Origin of the sequence: Rhodococcus sp. BH5 (genome assembly GCF_027583855.1) — a bacterium.
In the GTDB taxonomy this organism is placed as follows: Bacteria; Actinomycetota; Actinomycetes; order Mycobacteriales; family Mycobacteriaceae; genus Rhodococcus_F; species Rhodococcus_F qingshengii.
This window is the reverse complement of sequence record NZ_JAJHVW010000001.1, coordinates 1222687-1239155: the sequence shown is the minus strand read 5'-3', so window position 1 is coordinate 1239155 and position 16469 is coordinate 1222687. Positions and strand designations below refer to the sequence as shown.

Annotated in this window: 16 protein-coding genes; 9 read left to right on the top strand and 7 right to left on the bottom strand. The window is 61.5% G+C overall.

Going from position 1 to position 16469, the window contains the following annotated elements:
• The first annotated feature begins 73 nt into the window (after window positions 1-73).
• From RhoBH5_RS05705 to RhoBH5_RS05695, 3 genes are read left to right on the top strand one after another with little or no spacing between them, the layout of a single operon-like run.
• Window positions 74-577: a hypothetical protein gene (locus RhoBH5_RS05705; RefSeq protein WP_075832765.1), complete on the top strand. Its 504-nt coding sequence runs from the start codon at window positions 74-76 to the stop codon at window positions 575-577.
• Between the two features lie 9 nt (window positions 578-586).
• On the top strand, window positions 587-1159 hold the full coding sequence (locus RhoBH5_RS05700; protein ID WP_007727476.1) for a YdeI/OmpD-associated family protein: 573 nt from the start codon (window positions 587-589) through the stop codon (window positions 1157-1159).
• Between the two features lie 58 nt (window positions 1160-1217).
• Window positions 1218-2108 (top strand): sucrase ferredoxin, encoded by an 891-nt coding sequence (locus tag RhoBH5_RS05695; protein WP_270008026.1) that lies wholly within the window; start codon window positions 1218-1220, stop codon window positions 2106-2108.
• A gap of 54 nt (window positions 2109-2162) precedes the next feature.
• Here the strand turns inward: RhoBH5_RS05695 and RhoBH5_RS05690 are convergent, their stop codons facing one another.
• A complete protein-coding gene (locus tag RhoBH5_RS05690) occupies window positions 2163-3146 on the bottom strand; it encodes a hypothetical protein (protein WP_270008025.1) in 984 nt (327 codons plus the stop codon).
• 76 nt (window positions 3147-3222) lie between these two features.
• Between RhoBH5_RS05690 and RhoBH5_RS05685 the strand changes: the two genes are divergently transcribed.
• Window positions 3223-3804 carry a GNAT family N-acetyltransferase gene (locus RhoBH5_RS05685; RefSeq protein WP_073512445.1) on the top strand — a complete coding sequence of 194 codons (582 nt, stop codon included), beginning with the start codon at window positions 3223-3225 and terminating at the stop codon, window positions 3802-3804.
• Window positions 3805-3817: 13 nt separating this feature from the next.
• Here the strand turns inward: RhoBH5_RS05685 and RhoBH5_RS05680 are convergent, their stop codons facing one another.
• Entirely contained in the window at window positions 3818-4432 is a 615-nt protein-coding gene (locus tag RhoBH5_RS05680; protein ID WP_270008024.1) for an NAD(P)H-dependent oxidoreductase, read from the bottom strand.
• A 76-nt stretch (window positions 4433-4508) separates the two neighbouring features.
• Between RhoBH5_RS05680 and RhoBH5_RS05675 the strand changes: the two genes are divergently transcribed.
• Window positions 4509-5084 (top strand): TetR/AcrR family transcriptional regulator, encoded by a 576-nt coding sequence (locus RhoBH5_RS05675; protein ID WP_042449699.1) that lies wholly within the window; start codon window positions 4509-4511, stop codon window positions 5082-5084.
• A gap of 2 nt (window positions 5085-5086) precedes the next feature.
• Here RhoBH5_RS05675 and RhoBH5_RS05670 read toward each other — a convergent pair whose 3' ends face one another.
• A complete protein-coding gene (locus RhoBH5_RS05670) occupies window positions 5087-6010 on the bottom strand; it encodes a LysR family transcriptional regulator (protein WP_270008023.1) in 924 nt (307 codons plus the stop codon).
• Window positions 6011-6091: 81 nt separating this feature from the next.
• Here RhoBH5_RS05670 and RhoBH5_RS05665 point away from each other — a divergent pair, with 81 nt between their 5' ends.
• The gene (locus RhoBH5_RS05665) at window positions 6092-7081 is read left to right on the top strand and encodes a threonine ammonia-lyase (protein WP_270008022.1); all 990 of its coding nucleotides are present in this window, start codon (window positions 6092-6094) and stop codon (window positions 7079-7081) included.
• A 153-nt stretch (window positions 7082-7234) separates the two neighbouring features.
• A complete protein-coding gene (locus RhoBH5_RS05660) occupies window positions 7235-8860 on the top strand; it encodes an N-acyl-D-amino-acid deacylase family protein (protein ID WP_270008021.1) in 1626 nt (541 codons plus the stop codon).
• 93 nt (window positions 8861-8953) lie between these two features.
• Here RhoBH5_RS05660 and RhoBH5_RS05655 read toward each other — a convergent pair whose 3' ends face one another.
• The 4 genes from RhoBH5_RS05655 to RhoBH5_RS05640 form a co-directional block, all read right to left on the bottom strand.
• Window positions 8954-10105, bottom strand: a complete 1152-nt coding sequence (locus RhoBH5_RS05655; protein WP_223304655.1) for an MFS transporter — start codon at window positions 10103-10105, stop codon at window positions 8954-8956.
• Window positions 10106-10391: 286 nt separating this feature from the next.
• The gene (locus tag RhoBH5_RS05650; RefSeq protein WP_270008020.1) at window positions 10392-11588 is read right to left on the bottom strand and encodes a serine hydrolase domain-containing protein; all 1197 of its coding nucleotides are present in this window, start codon (window positions 11586-11588) and stop codon (window positions 10392-10394) included.
• A 99-nt stretch (window positions 11589-11687) separates the two neighbouring features.
• Window positions 11688-12872 (bottom strand): serine hydrolase domain-containing protein, encoded by a 1185-nt coding sequence (locus RhoBH5_RS05645; RefSeq protein WP_270008019.1) that lies wholly within the window; start codon window positions 12870-12872, stop codon window positions 11688-11690.
• Between the two features lie 228 nt (window positions 12873-13100).
• The gene (locus tag RhoBH5_RS05640; protein ID WP_228232550.1) at window positions 13101-14186 is read right to left on the bottom strand and encodes a serine hydrolase domain-containing protein; all 1086 of its coding nucleotides are present in this window, start codon (window positions 14184-14186) and stop codon (window positions 13101-13103) included.
• A gap of 298 nt (window positions 14187-14484) precedes the next feature.
• Between RhoBH5_RS05640 and RhoBH5_RS05635 the strand changes: the two genes are divergently transcribed.
• Both RhoBH5_RS05635 and RhoBH5_RS05630 read left to right on the top strand, forming a co-directional pair.
• Complete coding sequence (locus RhoBH5_RS05635; protein WP_244993285.1) at window positions 14485-15657, top strand: sensor histidine kinase; 1173 nt, start codon at window positions 14485-14487, stop codon at window positions 15655-15657.
• Window positions 15654-16382 carry a response regulator transcription factor gene (locus RhoBH5_RS05630; RefSeq protein ID WP_047271818.1) on the top strand — a complete coding sequence of 243 codons (729 nt, stop codon included), beginning with the start codon at window positions 15654-15656 and terminating at the stop codon, window positions 16380-16382. Before RhoBH5_RS05635 ends, RhoBH5_RS05630 begins: the two co-directional genes overlap by 4 nt.
• Window positions 16383-16469 lie beyond the last annotated feature (87 nt).

Below are 16469 nucleotides of genomic sequence, written 5' to 3'. Positions count from 1 at the left end.
CTCATTCACATTTGAGGCGAGCTCTTCCGTCGGGCCGTTCCGTTCTGTTGTGCGAAGATGGCACGATCGTGGCATGGCACCAACTGGATCTGCGAAGGCGATGGCACTGTGGACCACCGCTTTTGTTGTCTCACAAGCGAATATTGCTCGCCTACTCGGGCCGGTGGCTCCCAAAGTATTGGAAGTGCAGACGGCCTTCTCTGCTCGCCGGTACGTCGAAATATTGGACTCCATGGACGCAGAGGCCACGGCACGATTTCGTAGTCACTACTACCCCGACTTCGTACATCCCGCGATCTACGCGATGGCTTTGCGGTCAGCGGGCACGAGGCTCGGGGAGCGGGTTCCCCTTTCCCCGGCAACTCGGCGCGCCCTTGCCGTAGTGCCCGTACTGTCGGCGGCCGGCGACTACGTCGAGAACGTGGTCGGACTCCATTTCCTCGATCATCGCGACAGGATCACCGACTCGAGGGTTCGCGCCGCTTCGACCGTCAGTATTGCCAAATGGGTGCTCGCACTCGGAACTCTCGGATATTTGTCGCAGGGTTTTGTCAGAGTATGGGTATCGCGAAAATGAGGAGCACTGATGGCAGTCGAACTCGGCACCGAATACTTCGCTGACGGAGCAGAGTTCCGTCGATGGCTGTCCGAGAACCACGAGGTGGTCCCCGGCCTTTGGCTGAAAATGGCCAAGAAGACCTCGTCGCACAGTTCGATCGACTACGACCAAGCGTTGGACGTTGCCCTGTGCTTCGGCTGGATCGACAGCCTCGCACGGCGAATCGACGACGATTTCTTCGTACAGAAGTTTTCACGACGCACCGCGCGGAGTCCGTGGTCCAAACGCAACGTCGAGATAGTCGCCCGCCTCGACGCTGCGGGACTTCTCGAGCCTTCCGGCATCGCCGAGATCGAGAAGGCCAAGGCCGACGGTCGATGGGATCGCGCGTACGAGGGATCAGCCAAGGCCGAGGTCCCGAAAGACTTTCTCGATGCGCTCGCGGAAAACCCGAAGGCTCGTGAGTTCTACGCGACGCTCAATTCCACCAACCGATTCACCATCGCGTACCGACTGCAGGAGGCAAAGCGTCCGGAGACGCGAGCCAGGCGGATCGAGAAGTTCGTGAACCAGCTTGCGGAGGGCAAGAAGTTCTACTGAGCTGCCGCGTCACTGGGCCACAGGGACTTGCGAATCGACACCCAGCGAGGCTGACACAATGGGCCTCGTGATCGAAGCCGAAACCTGTTCCGCGCTGTCTGCTGTCGATGAACCGCTGGCAGGCAGCGCTGCCGTCGTGCAGGGCTGGGTATGCCTCGAATTCAATGCCGCGTGGGGTCGTGACGTGTTGGACGGTACGGCCTTGGGGGAGGAGCTTGCCGCCGAGTTGAGCCGCCGAGCCGATGCAGCGAACGTACGAATCATGTTCGTTCGGCGACCCGGGCGCACCGATCCGATGGCTGATGGACACACCGTCCTGCTTGCGCGCTCCGATCCGAGCGACTCATGGTGTGAAAGGTTGCACATCGATTCGCCGATGGAATTACTCGACGTCGATTTCTTCTTGTTGGATGGGCCGCCACCAGGACTGGGCGAGCAAGTGACCGAGCCAGTCGTATTGGTTTGCGCACACGGCAAGCGCGACCAGTGCTGCGCTGTATTCGGCAGGCCGATCGCCGCAGCGCTGATGTCGTCCTTCGGACCCCAGGTGTGGGAGTGTTCGCATACCGGCGGGCACCGATTCGCGCCGTCGATGATCCTGTTGCCGAGCGGCAATACGTACGGCCGTCTGTCCGCAAGTGAGAGTGTCACGGCCGTGGAGGTGGCTTCCCGAGATCAGGTCCATTTGCCAGGCCTGCGTGGACGGAGTTGTTGGTCTCCTGCGGGGCAGGCTTCGGAAATTGCTGTGCGACAGCAAATAACCTGCAGAATCGACGACTTGGCTGTCATCGAGCAGGCGAGTGACGGGACATGCGTCGTCGCACATGTGGACGGCCGGCGATGGGCGGTGGAGACGGCACTCTCCGAACTCGAGCCGCGTCCACCGAGTTGCGGCGCGGCGCCCAAGCCGGTCAGGCCAGTTGTGGTCACGGCGATTCGAGACCTGTGATTTCATCGTCGGTTTTCTACGATCAGTCTCGATGAACTCGGGTGTGGGTCATCGCTACTGCAACAGGAGCGCAATGACTGCGGGCGGTAATTGACGTTGTCCGAGGAGGTTTACGCGTTGGCATCCGTCGAGTTCGACTGCCATCCGCGTGCCGCCCGATCCGTCGGGACGAAGTACGTCGATCGAAGCGATGTGATGGGCGACGAGATCGCATGGGCCTGCAGGTGGCGCGGTGGATGCAACCTCCATCAGATCAGTACTCTGCTGGCGTGACAAGCGGATTCGGGACTCGGGCAGCGGCGGTTCGGTGGAATAGCGGCACACCCGTAGTCTGCCGACGTCGGAAATCGGTGTAGCCAAAGCTGTTTCCGTCAGTGGGCGCGCGTGAGTGTCTTCGTGTTCTGCCATGCGACTCATGTCAGCTTCAGTGGTCGTCGCGAACGGTTGTCCGATCGACTCCGCGCAGGTTCCGGCATCATCGGAGGAGATGCCGTCGACCGGATGCTGCGCGCGGCTGATCTCATGTAGTTGGCTCAGGGCTGCGTGTGGTTTCTCTTGCAGTCCGCAGGGCGCGGTCGGCCAGGTAGGGCGTATGGCTGCTCCTGCTTCGTCTACCAGCCACAAACCGGCTGGCGGGACGAGACGGTACGCGCAGTCGGCCCGGACGTTGGCAGGAAATCGACGAGACTGTTCGCGGAATGCATCGTCCATCGCGTGGATGTCCCCCTCGAGGCGTACGGAGTCGATGGTCAACCCACCGTCGGACGTTTCTCCGCGTTCGCATCGAACAACGGCAACGGGGCTGAAATCAGGAGGCGGGTAACCACTTCCCTCGGGGCGAAGTGCGATGCTGCTGTCGCGTGCCTCGGGGGCTACGAGCGCGGCGGTGATATCAGGGGCGAGGCAGTCTGCCCGATCGACCACCGTCGCGACCGGTGGAGTGAAAGATTCATAGTCTCGAACGCCGGTCCAAACCAACGCAACGGCGACGACACTGACGACGACGATAAAGACCCCAGCTGTGAATCGTCCACTCATACATCGACACTATGTGCTTTTGCGATGGATTGAGGTGAAGTCTCGACCATTGCGGGTGCGACGTAGCATCGCTGCTATGACAGTCGATTTGGTTGCGCCTGACGAGGCCTTGTGGGTGTCCTGGTTGGAGTCGCGTGACGAGTGGGGTGGACCGCAGGCGGATCAGCCCGGTTCGGCGTTGGGAGTTGCGCAACGTCTGGATCTCGACCTTGCCTCCCGCGATGGATTCGGGCAGTGGGTTCAGGAGTTGTTGGCGCAGCCCGAGGCGTTGCCGGGGCCCGACATTGTCCCGGCAACCAACTGGTGGATCGTGCGAGACGGCAGGTATCTCGGTGCTATCCAGTTGCGACACAGCTTGAATGAGTTCTTGGCTGATCTTGGTGGTCATATCGGCTACGGGATTCGGCCGTCGGAACGGCGGAAAGGGATAGCGTCGGCTGCTCTGCGGGAAGTGCTCACGTATGCCGGCGACCCGGTGGGGCTCAGTGGCGTCCTGATTACGTGCGACGAGACCAACGCGGGTTCGCGTAGGGCAATCGAAGCGTGCGGGGGACTTCTCGATAGCGTGCGCCCAGCTGATCAGTTGTCGCGCAACCTCGGCCATTCGGGAGACACGCTTCGCTACTGGGCGGCCACGGGCCGGTCAAGCGCCAGTTGACCGTTTTTGACCGTCAACGGGAAGTCGCGGTCGCAGGGTAGGCGACACGGGACGCGATGCTTTCGCTGAGGTCGTGGATTTCTGCGGCGAGGACGTCTCGGCTCTTCGTGTCCGACTCGTGAACGAAGGTTGTCGATCCCAGTGTGGCACCGCAATATTCGATGATTCCGCGTTCGATCTGTGTCCAGAAGGCCTCGTACACGCCGTGTCGGTCGAAACTCTCGGCGTCGTCACCTGCGACTGGAATCAGGTGGACGGTGAGTCGGTCCAGTTTCTTCACGAATTCGCTTCCCGGGGTGAATTCGTAAGCCCATCCGCTGACGAAGACTCGATCGATCCAACCTTTGAGTAGTGCGGGCATCGACCACCAGTACATCGGAAACACGAGAATCAGATCGTCTGCACGATCGATTCGCTCCTGCTCGGCTACAACGTCGGCCGGGGGAGTCCCTTTGCCGCGGAACAGGTTCACATCGGCTTCGGCGAATCGGGGATCGAAATTCTCGGCATGTAGGTCCGCGAAGTCGACGTCGCCGCCCAGGTCGCGGATCGCGTCGGCGGTAGAACGGGCGACATGCTGGGTAAGTGACTGGGGATCGGGGTGGGAGACTACGAGGAGTGTGGTCATGAGCGTCCTTCGGTAGATGGTGCGCTTATGTACTAAGAGTAGGTTACTATTGGTATATAGCGCAAGGAGGTGTCCGATGGCACGTACGAGACTGTCGCGAGCCGGCAGGTACGAACAACTCGTGGAGGTGTCGTGGGCGTTGGTGCGAGAGGAGGGTGCGGACGCGCTGACCCTTGGTCGGTTGGCTGAACGTGCCGGCGTTGCAAAGCCGGTTGTATACAGCCATTTCGCCTCTCGCGCCGCGTTGTTGGCAGCCCTCTTCAAGGAATTCGACGATCGTCAGACGGTGATGCTCGAGGAGTATCTCGATGCCGCGGATGAGTCTCTGAACGGACGCGCGAATGCCATCGCCGACTCCTACGTCGGATGTTCGCTGGCGCAGGGGCGTGAACTGACGGGTGTGCTTGCAGCGCTGGAGGGTTCGCCCGAGCTGGAGCGGGTCAAGCGTGAATCGGAACACGCCTATTCCGAACGATGTCGGGAGGTGCTGACTCCCTTTGGTGCGGGCGGAGGACTTGCGCAACCTTCGATGACCGCAATATTCGGTGCTGCAGAGGCACTCTCGCATGCGGCGGTAGCGGGAGCGCTCTCGCCCGACGATGCTCGAAGCGAACTTGCCGCACTGATAGTCGCGGTGGTCGGCCGGACCTGAGGTCACCGGTTATCTTGGTGCCCATCCAATTCGACGCGCTCACGCATGGATTCGGATATCGCTGTCAGAGTTCTGACGAACGCGTCGATCGCGGGAGCAAGTGGAGGTTTGCCGTAGGTTGCGACGGAGACAGTGCGTCGCTCGCCGGGTATGCGGTGTGCGCGGATACTCGGGTTCTGATGTGCCTGGAGGGCGAGGGCCGGAAGGGTGCTTACCCCGCTTCCGGAGGCGACCAGGGCTTGGACGGCGACGTAGTCGTCGGTCTCGAACTCGATCCGCGGAATGAATCCAGCTCGATTGCAAGCGGTGAGGAGGTGGGCTCGGCAGCTCGGGCAACCGGCAATCCAGGTCTCACCGGCGTAGTCCGTGATCTCGTTGGTGGCATCTGCATTCCGTGCAGAGGTGATCAGGTACAACGGATCTTCCAGCAAAGTCGTCTGCGCGACCTGCTTGAGCCCGACTTCAGGGGTGTCCTCGTGCGCGAAGACAACAGCTACGTCGACATCGTTGTTACGGAGCAGTGCAAGTGCTTTGGGTGGTTCTGCATCAACGAGGCTGATGGACACATCGGGGTACTGGGACGTGAACGCTGCCATCGCCTGCGGAATCAAACTCGCCAGGGCTGACGGGAATGCGGCCAGTCGTACCCGCCCGGCCCTCAGTCCTGCGTACGTCTGGACTTCGGCTACCGCTGCGTCGACGTGGCCGAGGATCTCGGTGGCTCGCCGAACCAGCACTGCGCCGGCGTCCGTCAGGCGCAGTCCACGACCCGCTCGCTGGAACAGTGGAACCACGACTTCCGATTCGAGCTGTCGAAGGTGGTGACTGATGGAGGGCTGCGCGTAACCGAGAGAATCGGCGGCGGCTGTCACCGACCCTTCCTGTGCAACAGCGACCAGGACCCTCAGCCGAATTAGATCGAGCATGCCAAAATCATAGAAGATTTCGATGCTTTGGACGAAAACACGTATTGGATCTATGAATCGGTGTTTGGCAGGGTGAATCACATGGCACCGGCATCTGATCTCACGGCATCAAACCAGCTACATCCACCCGTATGGGCAGACATCGAGCGTGCCAGTCAGGTCGTCCGTCGGCATCTACCGGTCACGCCCCTGATATCGCACCCGACCTTGGGTGCGGGCTCGTGCAGCCAATTGTTCGTCAAACACGAGAACGTGCACCCCACGGGTGCGTTCAAGGTTCGCGGCGGACTGAACCTGGTGGCAGGACTGGATGAGGCGACGCGGGCGCGGGGGATTGTCGGCTACTCGACCGGAAACCATGCTCAATCCTTGGCGTATGCCGCGGCGGGTGCGGGCGTGCGGTGTGTGATCGTCATGCCGGTTGGGGCGAATCCAGTCAAGGCTCACGCTGTCCGCATGCTCGGAGCCGAGCTCATCGAGCACGGTGTGAACTTCGACGAGGCACGTGCTCATGCCGATTTCATCAGCGAACGTGACGGCCTGCGTCTCGTGAGCGCCGCCAATGAGCCGGCAATCCTCGCCGGTGTTGCAACGGCCTACGTCGAACTCCTCGAACAACAACCTGATCTGGACGCGGTGGTGGTCCCAGTCGGTGGCGGCAGCGGTGCGGCGGCGGCGTGTCTCGTCGCCAGTGCGCTTGCACCGCACCTCGAGGTGTTCGCAGTGCAGTCTGAGGCCGCACGAGCCGCACATGACTCGTGGAGTTCCGGCACGTGCGTCGAGCGCCCGAACACCACCCGTGTCGAAGGGCTTGCGACCGGTGCCGGGTTCGCACTCACTCAACGTGTCTTGCGTGAACGCCTCGGGGGATTCCTGCTCGTCACGGACGACGACATCACCCTCGCGCAGCGGGCGTTGCTCTTCGACGCTCACACTTTGAGCGAAGGCGCCGGTGCGGCCGCACTTGCTGCGGTCTATGCGCATCCGAACACCTTCGCTGGCAAGCGCGTTGCTGTTGTCTGCACGGGCGCCAATGCCTCCGAGAATGAGATCCGCAGGATCGTCGGCTGACCGATGGCATGATCGGAACCATGGGCCAGTTTGGTAGGGCGGCACCAATTTTGCATCGCGTATGTGTGTCTGGAACAAGATTTCGCTTCCACGATTCAGCAAAGTGAACAGGGTCGCATCTCGCGACAGCAAGGCCACCGTGGAGGAGACGTGATGCTGCCGACAATCGTCGTTCGGGACGGGACTGTGCTCGATGGTAGAGGGAGCCCGCCCAGGAAAGCGGATGTTGCGATCTCCGGTGACACGATCGTGGAAGTCGGAACGATCGGTGCTGTGCCGGGGGCGATCGACATCGATGCTCGCGGTTGCATGGTGGCTCCCGGTTTTGTGAATGTGCTCAGCCATAGTTACCTCACGCTGCAGCAAGACCCACGAGGATTGTCGGACTTGTATCAGGGGGTCACAACCCAGGTCTTCGGTGAAGGCGTGTCTCTCGGACCGGTCACGGGTTCGATGACTCCGGCGATGCTCGGATTGGGCGCGATTCCAACTGGGGTGCAATCACATTGGCCGAGGTTGCATGATTTTCTCGAATCCTTGGAGACGAACGGCGTCGGTTTCAACGTGGCGAGCTTCGTCGGCGCGGCGAATCTGCGCATGGTGGTTGCGGGTGTGGACAATCGCCTGTTGAGTGAACAAGAGCTGGCCGAAGCGTGTGCCCTGCTCGACGAGGAGCTTGAAAATGGAGCTCTCGGAGTGGGTTCGGCTCTGATCTATCCACCCGGAAGCTATGCGGATTCCGGCGAGTTGCGAGCATTTTCGCAGGTGCTCGCCAGACACGATGCCGTCCATATCTGCCATCTCCGAAGCGAAGGGCAGAGGTTTCTCGAAAGCATCGAGGAACTGGTCGATATCGCTCGAACGACAGGAGCGCGCGGGGAGATCTACCACCTCAAGGTTGCTGGTAAGTCGCACTGGCACAAAATGTCCGAGGCCTTGCAATTCGTTGAGTCGGCTCGCGAGGACGGTGTGCGAATCACCGCGGACGTATATCCGTACGAGGCGGGGAACACGCTGCTCAGTGCCGCGTTGCCACCGGAGTTTCGGTGTCGTGACACCACGGCCGGGCGCACGCACCTGAACTCGACCGGTGTCCGAGAGCAGATCCGCGAGAGGATCCATCGTGAGGACGAGGACTGGGAGAATCTCTACGCTGCGTCCGGAGGCGCCGATGGGGTGACGATCTTGTCCGAGGTACCGGCACTCGGGATCCGAGCGGGGGAAGCTCTGGGATCTATTGCTCGGAGGATGGGGCATCACGACCCGGTGGACACCATACTGGCTGTTCTCGACGCTCTCCCCACAGCCGAGGCTGCCTATTTCATTGCGTCGGAGGACAACACGCGAACTGCCTTCGAGCGTCCCTGGGTTTCGGTTGGTTCCGATGCCGATGCTCAAAGCACGGAGACCCTTTTCGCGGGGCAACCCGTCCACCCCCGTTCATTCGGAACTTTCGCCCGTATTCTGAGCCGCTACACCCGCGGCATTGGCGGGCAATCAGTCGAGGAATGCGTTCGCCGAATGACCAGCCTTCCTGCTGAAAACTTCGGTTTGGCGAAGCGGGGCTACATTGCGCCAGGGGGATACGCCGATCTGGCGATCTTTGACCCCTCGCAGGTAGAGGATCTCGCGACATACGACAACCCAAGAGTGTATGCGACCGGAATGCGGCACGTTGTGGTCAATGGGCAACCGGCACTGTCGGACGGGGTGCCGACGGGGATGCTTGCAGGGCGCGCACTTCGGCGCTCGCGCAACGGGTTCGATGCAGTGAGGTGACGAGCTGGCACCGGGGTCAGCTCCGGATCGGCGAAGCGGCCACTGCCGGGAACGACCCTTCAGCGGCCACTTCGCCGGACCACGTGAGAGCCCTCAGAATTTCGCCGGGGTTTGCGGAACGATCATGGCCACCAAAGCCGCCGCAGCCGTCGCGCCGACCAGGACTCCGAACGCGGCCATGTACGAGAACTGGTCCACCATCCATCCCATCACGAGGGGGGTGATGAAACCGGCGAGCTGTCCACAACCGTTGATCAAACCCATTCCGGAACCGAGGAATTCGGCAGGCAATGCCCGCAACGGGAGGGCGAAGATCGACATCGAGCACAGTCCGCTGACGCCCATCGCGAGGGTTTGATAGAACGTGAACATCGCGACGGTATCGGTGGTAGTCATCAAGAACAGCAGAATGGCGGAGGTGGCCATGCACGGAACGAGCAGAATGCGCGCGCTGTCGTGAAAGTACTTGTCCACCAGACGTCCACCGACGACGATGGCCAATGCCGTGACGATGAACGGGATCGCCGCGAAGATTCCCGTATCGATCAGCGAGAGCCCCTTTTCGTTGAGGAGGTAGCTCGGCACCCAGGTCAACAGCCCATATCCGGCCATGTTGGCCAGGCAGAACAGAAGTGCGAACTTCCAGACCGAAACGGACTTGAATACCGCGGCGCGTGAGTGTTCACTGGCGAGCGGTTGCAGTGCGGCCTCCGGATCTTCCGTGATCTCTGTGTCCAACGGCGCCGGGAGCACCAACCAGACGACTGTGCCGATCACGGCGCCGACTATGGCCACCAGCCAAAATGCGTCCCGCCAACCGACGGCCATGAGAACTGGGGCGATGATCAATGGTGCGATGCCGGGGCCCAGGTTGTTTGCACCGATCATGAAGCCCATGGCCGTGGCGCGAGTTTTCGGACGGGTTCGCTCAGCCAGAGCTTTGAACGACGCTGCTGGGAAGAGGCCCTGGCTGAGCCCGAACATCGCACGCATGACCATCAGCGAGACGAGTCCCCAGGCGAATCCTGTCAGTGCGGTGAACACCGACCACAGGATCAACGCAACGATCAATAGTGGCCGGGGTCCGAATCGGTCGGCCAGCATGCCGCCGGGGACCTGCCCGAGCATGTAAAAGATGGCGAAGATCGACACGACTCCGCCCAATTGCGTATTACTGAGGGAGAATTCGTCTCCGATCATCGGCAGTGCAAGCCCGATCATCACGCGATCTATCATGTCGATCATCCAGATCGTACTGAGCAGCCCAACAGTCATAGTCGTTGTTCGACGAATTGACCTGTTGTCCAATATGTTTTGTATCGACTTGCCGCCGCTATGCGAGGGTTCCTCAACTGTGGCGCGTTCCGACTTCATCATGTCTCCTGAATTGCGTTGTGCCGCATGGACTGATGAAGTGTGGCAGCGGACACGTTGGCCGCATTGGTCCGTTCGGCCAATAACCGACCGAATGTTTCGTCGGGCGGTACAGCGTCACTCGGGTGAGATTCCGGGTGACGCTGTCACCAGAGCTTTAACTGCACAAAGCTCTGTCCACGGTGTCTACGACGTGTTGCGTGGCGGACGCAGTCGTGGGAAGAGCAGTCACCGCAAGGTTTACGGCGCGCCCGTTGTCGGTGATGCCGCCGCGGGTCTCGTAACCGACTATGTCGCCGCCATGGCCCCAGTAGACCCCGCCGCACGAGAGAGTCCTGCTGGTGAGGCCGAGGCCGTACTCGAGTCCGGTGGGCCCGCCGACGTGGACGGTGGTACGCATCTGGTCGAGTTCGGCTGCGGGGAGCAGTCGTCCGTCGAGTAGCGCGTAGAGGAACTGGTTGAGGTCCGAGGTGGTGGAGATCAGCTGCCCTGCGGCCCATCCCCACGACGGGTCCATCTCTGTGACGTCACTCAGTGGGCTGTCTGGTGCGGTGCGGTGGTATCCCTTGGGATGGGGACCCCGGATGGTCATGTCTCCCGGGGATGGGAAGTAGGTGTCGCGCAGGCCGATCGGCGCGAAGATACGTCGATTCATCTCCTCGGCGAGGGGGCGGCCGGTAACCTTCTGTACGAGTAGGCCGGCCAGAATGTAGTTGGTGTTGCTGTACCCCCAACTCGTTCCGGGCGGTGCGTCGGCGGGGTGTTGGAACGCGACGTCGAGCAAATCGTGGGGGTCGGCGTAGCGGTATCTGATCTCTTCGTCATTGACGTGTATTCCGTAATCGGGGAGTCCGCTGGTGTGTTGGAGGAGTTGGCGGATGGTGATGTTGTGGCCGTCGATCCCGTCTCCGCGGACGAGTCCGGGTAGGTGGGTCTCGATGGGGGTGTCGAGTTCGATCTTTCCTTCGGCGACCAGTTGCAGGACCACCACTGCGGTGAAGGTTTTGGTGTTGCTGCCGATTCGTATCTGGCCGTTGGGGGGTACCTCTGATCCGGTGGTCAGGTCACCGACTCCTGCGGTGTAGTTGTGGGAGTTGCCGTTTCGGTCTTGGATGCTTGCGAGGGCGGCGGGTAGTCCGTCCTCGCTCACCAGCGCGTCGAGGGAGCGTTGAACCGCGTCGGACTCGGTGGAGGAAGAACCGACGGTATCGGGACTGAGGGCGGATGACGGCGAGCAGGACGCCAGCGTCATGGCACCGAGGGCCGCCGCGGCAACGACCGAAAAGGTCCGGTGCCGTTTGCGGTCCTGCCGGCGATCTGAGGAAGGGAAGCCCTTTCGAATATTGTTACGCATCAGTAGAACTCCTGAGGATTGGTAGGTTCGGGACATCGTTCGCTCGGGAAGAATTGTTGTTCGATGTTGCGTGCGAAGTCGTGCACGAACATGTTTCCTTCACTTCTCGCACATCGCTGCGTCGACAACTCGCTGTGCTGCTACGAAGGCGTCCTCGCTCATCGGGATGTGATTGAGGGTGAGAGTCACAGCGCGTCCTGTGGTATCGACTCCGCCCGAGGTGCCGAAGCCGGGAATTCCGCCGCCGTGACCCCAGATCTCCTTCCCGCAGGAGCTGTTCACGCGGACTAGTCCGAGTCCGTAGCTGTCCTGCGGGCTCCTGTCGAACGGCACGGTGTGTTTCATCTCGGCGAGCCTGTCATTCGAGACGAGATCGCCGCGTAGCAAAGCCGTGAAGAAAGTGTTGAGGTCGGCGCCCGTTGCGACCATCGCACCTGCGGTGTCGGCCCACGACACGTCGCCATCGGTGACATCGACCTGAATGCCGTCAATCGGGTGATAGCCCTGTGCATGAGAACCGCGGATCTGTGTCTCGCGGGAGGCGGGAAAATAGGTGTCCATCAGTCCGAGCGGATCGATTATGCGGGTGGTGATCTCCTGCGCAGCAGGGCGTCCTGTGACCTTCTCGATGAGCATCCCGAGCAGAATGTAGTTCGTGTTCGAATAGACAGCCTTGTCTTTGGCTGCCGGGCCGGGTGGAAGAGACATCGCGATATCGACCAGTTCAGTGGGGGAGAAGTGCTCGGGTGGTTGTGCGCTTGTCCCCACCAGCAGCTGGCCGGGCTTGATGTCTTCCGGCCGTGCTCCGCCGGCGGCGAGGTAGTCCGTCAGTCCACTGGTGTGCTGCAAGAGATCTCGAATGGTGACTCGGTTGCCGTCGTTCCCGTTGCCTACGACCGTTCCGGGCAGGTAGTGCTCGATGCTCATATCGAGGTCGAGCAGTCCGTCGTCGACGAGTTGCATGACGACGGTCGAGACGAAGGCCTTTGTGTTGCTGCCGATTCGGACCCGCGCATCATCGGGGATAGGCTCGCCGGTGGCGGTGTTTCCCATTCCTGCACGAATGATGCGAGTGCCCCGCGACGGGTCGGAGATCACGAGTTGTGCGCCGGGGATCCCCTGCTCGATGACGCCGTCGAGCGCCTGTTGCACGGCAGCGTCGGTTTGCCGAGTGGAATCAGTGGAGTCAGTGGTGTCACCACATCCGCTCACGCCCAATATGAGGGCTGCAGCGGTGACTGCCGGAAGCACGGTGAGCAGGGGGCGACGTCGAAGGGTGGTCATTGGTTGTGGTCTCCTGTTCGTCGAATCTCGTGGTGAGTTCCACATGCAGAGAACAGTATTGACGTGCGTACGCGTCCTCCATGGTGCGAAGTGCAGTCTCTCGGTGGTGCGTGCCGGAGCGTACGGGGTGTAGCTGGCTGCACCTCGGAGTCCGGCGTCTCGCGGCCGATACTGTCGGTTTGACGAGCTATTTCGGAGTAGGCGGCCTTTGGTGATTGACAGGAGGCCTCAGCGACAAAGGGCGATATCCACCGCGTGTTCGAGTTTTCTCCGGGTGGCGTCGTCGACTACTTGCATGCTGACCGCGATGTTCGCTTCGCGTCCGTCGTCGGTAGCGCCCCCGCGTGTCTCGTATCCAGGGAAACTGCCGCCGTGGCTCCAGGACAGGCCGCCACACGGTAGCGGGCGGCTGACCAATCCAAGTCCGTAGCGGGCATCGGGTCCGAAGGTTTCCTCCGCGGGGACGGTAGTGCGCATCTGGTCGAGTTGGGCTGCGGGGAGCAGTCGTCCGTCGAGGAGTGCGTGGAGAAACTGGTTGAGGTCCGAGGTGGTGGAGATCAATTGCCCTGCGGCCCATCCCCACGAGGGGTCTATCTCTGTGATGTCGACGGGAGGCGCGTCCGATGACTCCCGGTAGTAGCCGCGGGGGTGAAGTTCCGAGATCTTCTCGTCGTATGGTTCAGGAAAGTATGTGTGCTGCAGATCGATCGGCGCGAAGATTCGCCGGTTCATCTCCTCGGCGAGGGGTTTTTCAGTGATCTTCTGTACGAGTAGGCCGGCGAGGACGTAGTTGGTGTTGCTGTACTTCCAACTCGTTCCGGGGGCGAAGTCGGCAGGATGTTCGAGCGCGATGTCGAGAAGTTCGCGTGGGTCGTAATATCGGACTTCGTCTTCCAGGTAGTTGCTGTAGTTGGGGAGTCCGCTGGTGTGTTGGAGGAGTTGGCGGATGGTGATGTTGTGGCCGTCGATCCCGTCTCCGCGGACGAGTCCGGGTAGGTAGGTCTCGATGGGGGTGTCGAGTTCGATCTTTCCTTCGGCGACCAGTTGCAGGACCACTACTGCGGTGAAGGTTTTGGTGTTGCTGCCGATTCGTATCTGGCCGTTGGGGGGTACCTCTGATCCGGTGGTCAGATCACCGACTCCTGCGGTGTAGTTGTGGGAGTTGCCGTTTCGGTCTTGGATGCTTGCGAGGGCGGCGGGTAGTCCGTCCTCGCTCACCAGCGCGTCGAGGGAGCGTTGAACCGCATCGTGACGCGCAGCGACGGTATCGGCGGACGACGAGCACGCACCGAGGGTGACCACGCTGAGAGTCATTGCGACGGAACAGAGGGCGCGGTGCCGTTTCCGGCTTTGTCTTTGGGGTGAGGGAGGCTGGCCCTGTCGACTGTGGCGGCGCATCAGTAGAACTCCTTGGAGAGATTGATCGGTCTGGACACGATCCTGTCTGCTGGAGGATTGGTCGCGCATCGCTCCGACGCGGGAAAACCATCTCCCTCGATCGGGGGAGGCCATCGCCGAGCGGCCCAGTCATACTTGTCGAATCATGATCACCGGACTACGACCGCTGATGCGGGGCTCTACATACTCAGCTGTACTTTTCGCCTTTTGTGGTGTGTTGGCAAGCCTGCCACTTCTGGTGGTTGCGATGTTGCCTGCTCTCGCGTGGCAATCCGCACCCGAGTTCGTCCGGGTGCTTTCGGTCCTGCTCATATGGGTGACTTTGGTAGGAGCACTCGGCCTGGTGCATCCTGTGCGACGCGCGCTCATCGTTTCTGCCCGCCGACTGCTGCAGGTGTCGCTGCCGAGTCCAGCGCTCGGACACCGTACTCCTAACCTCTCGGACATTGATCGCTGGCGGGCCCCGCTCTGGATTGTCCTGCATGTCATGGTGGGTTGGCTGGCGGCGCTCGCGACCAGCGTCCTTTTCATCATGGGGATTTCGCTCCCGGGGAACTGGCTCGGCGGCACGGCGCGAATCAGTCTGTTCGATACGTCGGTTGACGTGACGGGTGGATGGACCTGGGTCGTGGCGGCCGGCTGCCTCCTGCTTGCGGTAGGAATTTGTGTCCTGGTGGCAACACTGCTGAGATGGCTGGCGCCACGACTGTTGGGGCCGTCCACGGCTGAACGGCTCGCGCTGGCGGAAGAACGTGAACTGCAACTGGCCGAACGTAATCGGGTCGCTCACGAGTTGCACGACTCGATCGGACACACGCTCACCGCCGCCACGATCCAGGCGGCGGTGGCCGGCGAGGTGCTTGCCTCCGATCCTGCCGCAGCGAGGGCCGCCATGCGTAGCATCGAGGAGTCGACACGGGCAGCGCTCGAGGACCTGGACTACGTACTGGGTGTACTTCGCGAGGAGAGGCCTGGGGCTGTACCTTCTCGGACGCTGTCGGACTTGCCTGCGTTAATTGATCGGTTGCGGCATGCGGGGGCGGTTGTGGAGGTGAACCTGTCGGGTGACCTTTCACAGATCCAGGGGACACTCTCTCGCGCGGCGTACCGGATCCTGCAAGAGGGGACGACCAATGCTCTGCGGCACGGGGACAGCGGGCCGATCGAAATCACGGTGGCAGTCGGCTCGGAGAGCGTCGAGCTCAGAGTGGTCAACAGCATCGGGGCAGTGACCGGGGGAAAGGCAGACGTAGTTCGAAGATCAGGGCGCGGCCTGGCAGGTTTGGCCGAGCGCGTGCGACTCTTGAACGGTGAGTTCAAGGCTGGACCGGACGGAGCCCAGGGCTGGCGATTGAGTGTTCAGTTGCCGGTACGGGTGGCACGATGACCGAAGCCAATTGGAGTGAGGACGCCGCCAAACCTGCAAGCATGCCAGTCACCCTGCTGATTGCGGATGACGACGACGTTACCCGCAGCGGCCTGCGTATGCTGCTCGCAGCTCAGCCCGGGATTGTGGTCGTCGGCGAGGCTTCCGACGGTATCGAAGCAGTGGAGCTTTCGCGGCAACTTCGTCCGGATGTGGTGCTGATGGACGTGCGGATGCCGCTGCGCAACGGAATAGAGGCAACTCGGCACCTCCAGGCCGAGTGCACCGAACCGCCGAAAGTCTTGGTAATCACCACTTTCGAAAACGATGGCCACGTCACGGCCGCACTCAGTGCGGGCGCGAGTGGCTTCGTGCTGAAGCGGCTCCCAGTCCCGCAGATCGCAGCGGCAGTACGTGTGGTGGCGGCGGGCGAAGTGATCCTGTTCCCTGCCGCGCTACGCCGGATGGTTACGCCCCGCCCGTTGGTCTCCGCTGAGGCGTTCCCGAATGCAGCGCTGACAGCAAAGGAGGAAGAGGTATTGCGGTTGATGGCCACCGGGCTGTGCAACTCGGATATTGCTCAGGTTCTGGTTGTGAGCCTGGAGACAGTGAAAACGCATGTCGGGAACGTGCTGGCAAAGCTCGGTGCTCAGAATCGGACGCACGCTGTCGTCATCGCCTACGAGTCTGGTCTGGTGGTCCCGGGGTCAGGCACCGATACGGAACCCTGTGCAACTGGCGGTTGATTGCTTTTGTCAGCGTGACCCGGTGAGGATTCGCCGACTGAACCTACAGATCCGTTCCTCTTGCCGAAACGCTCTGAGACGAAGTCA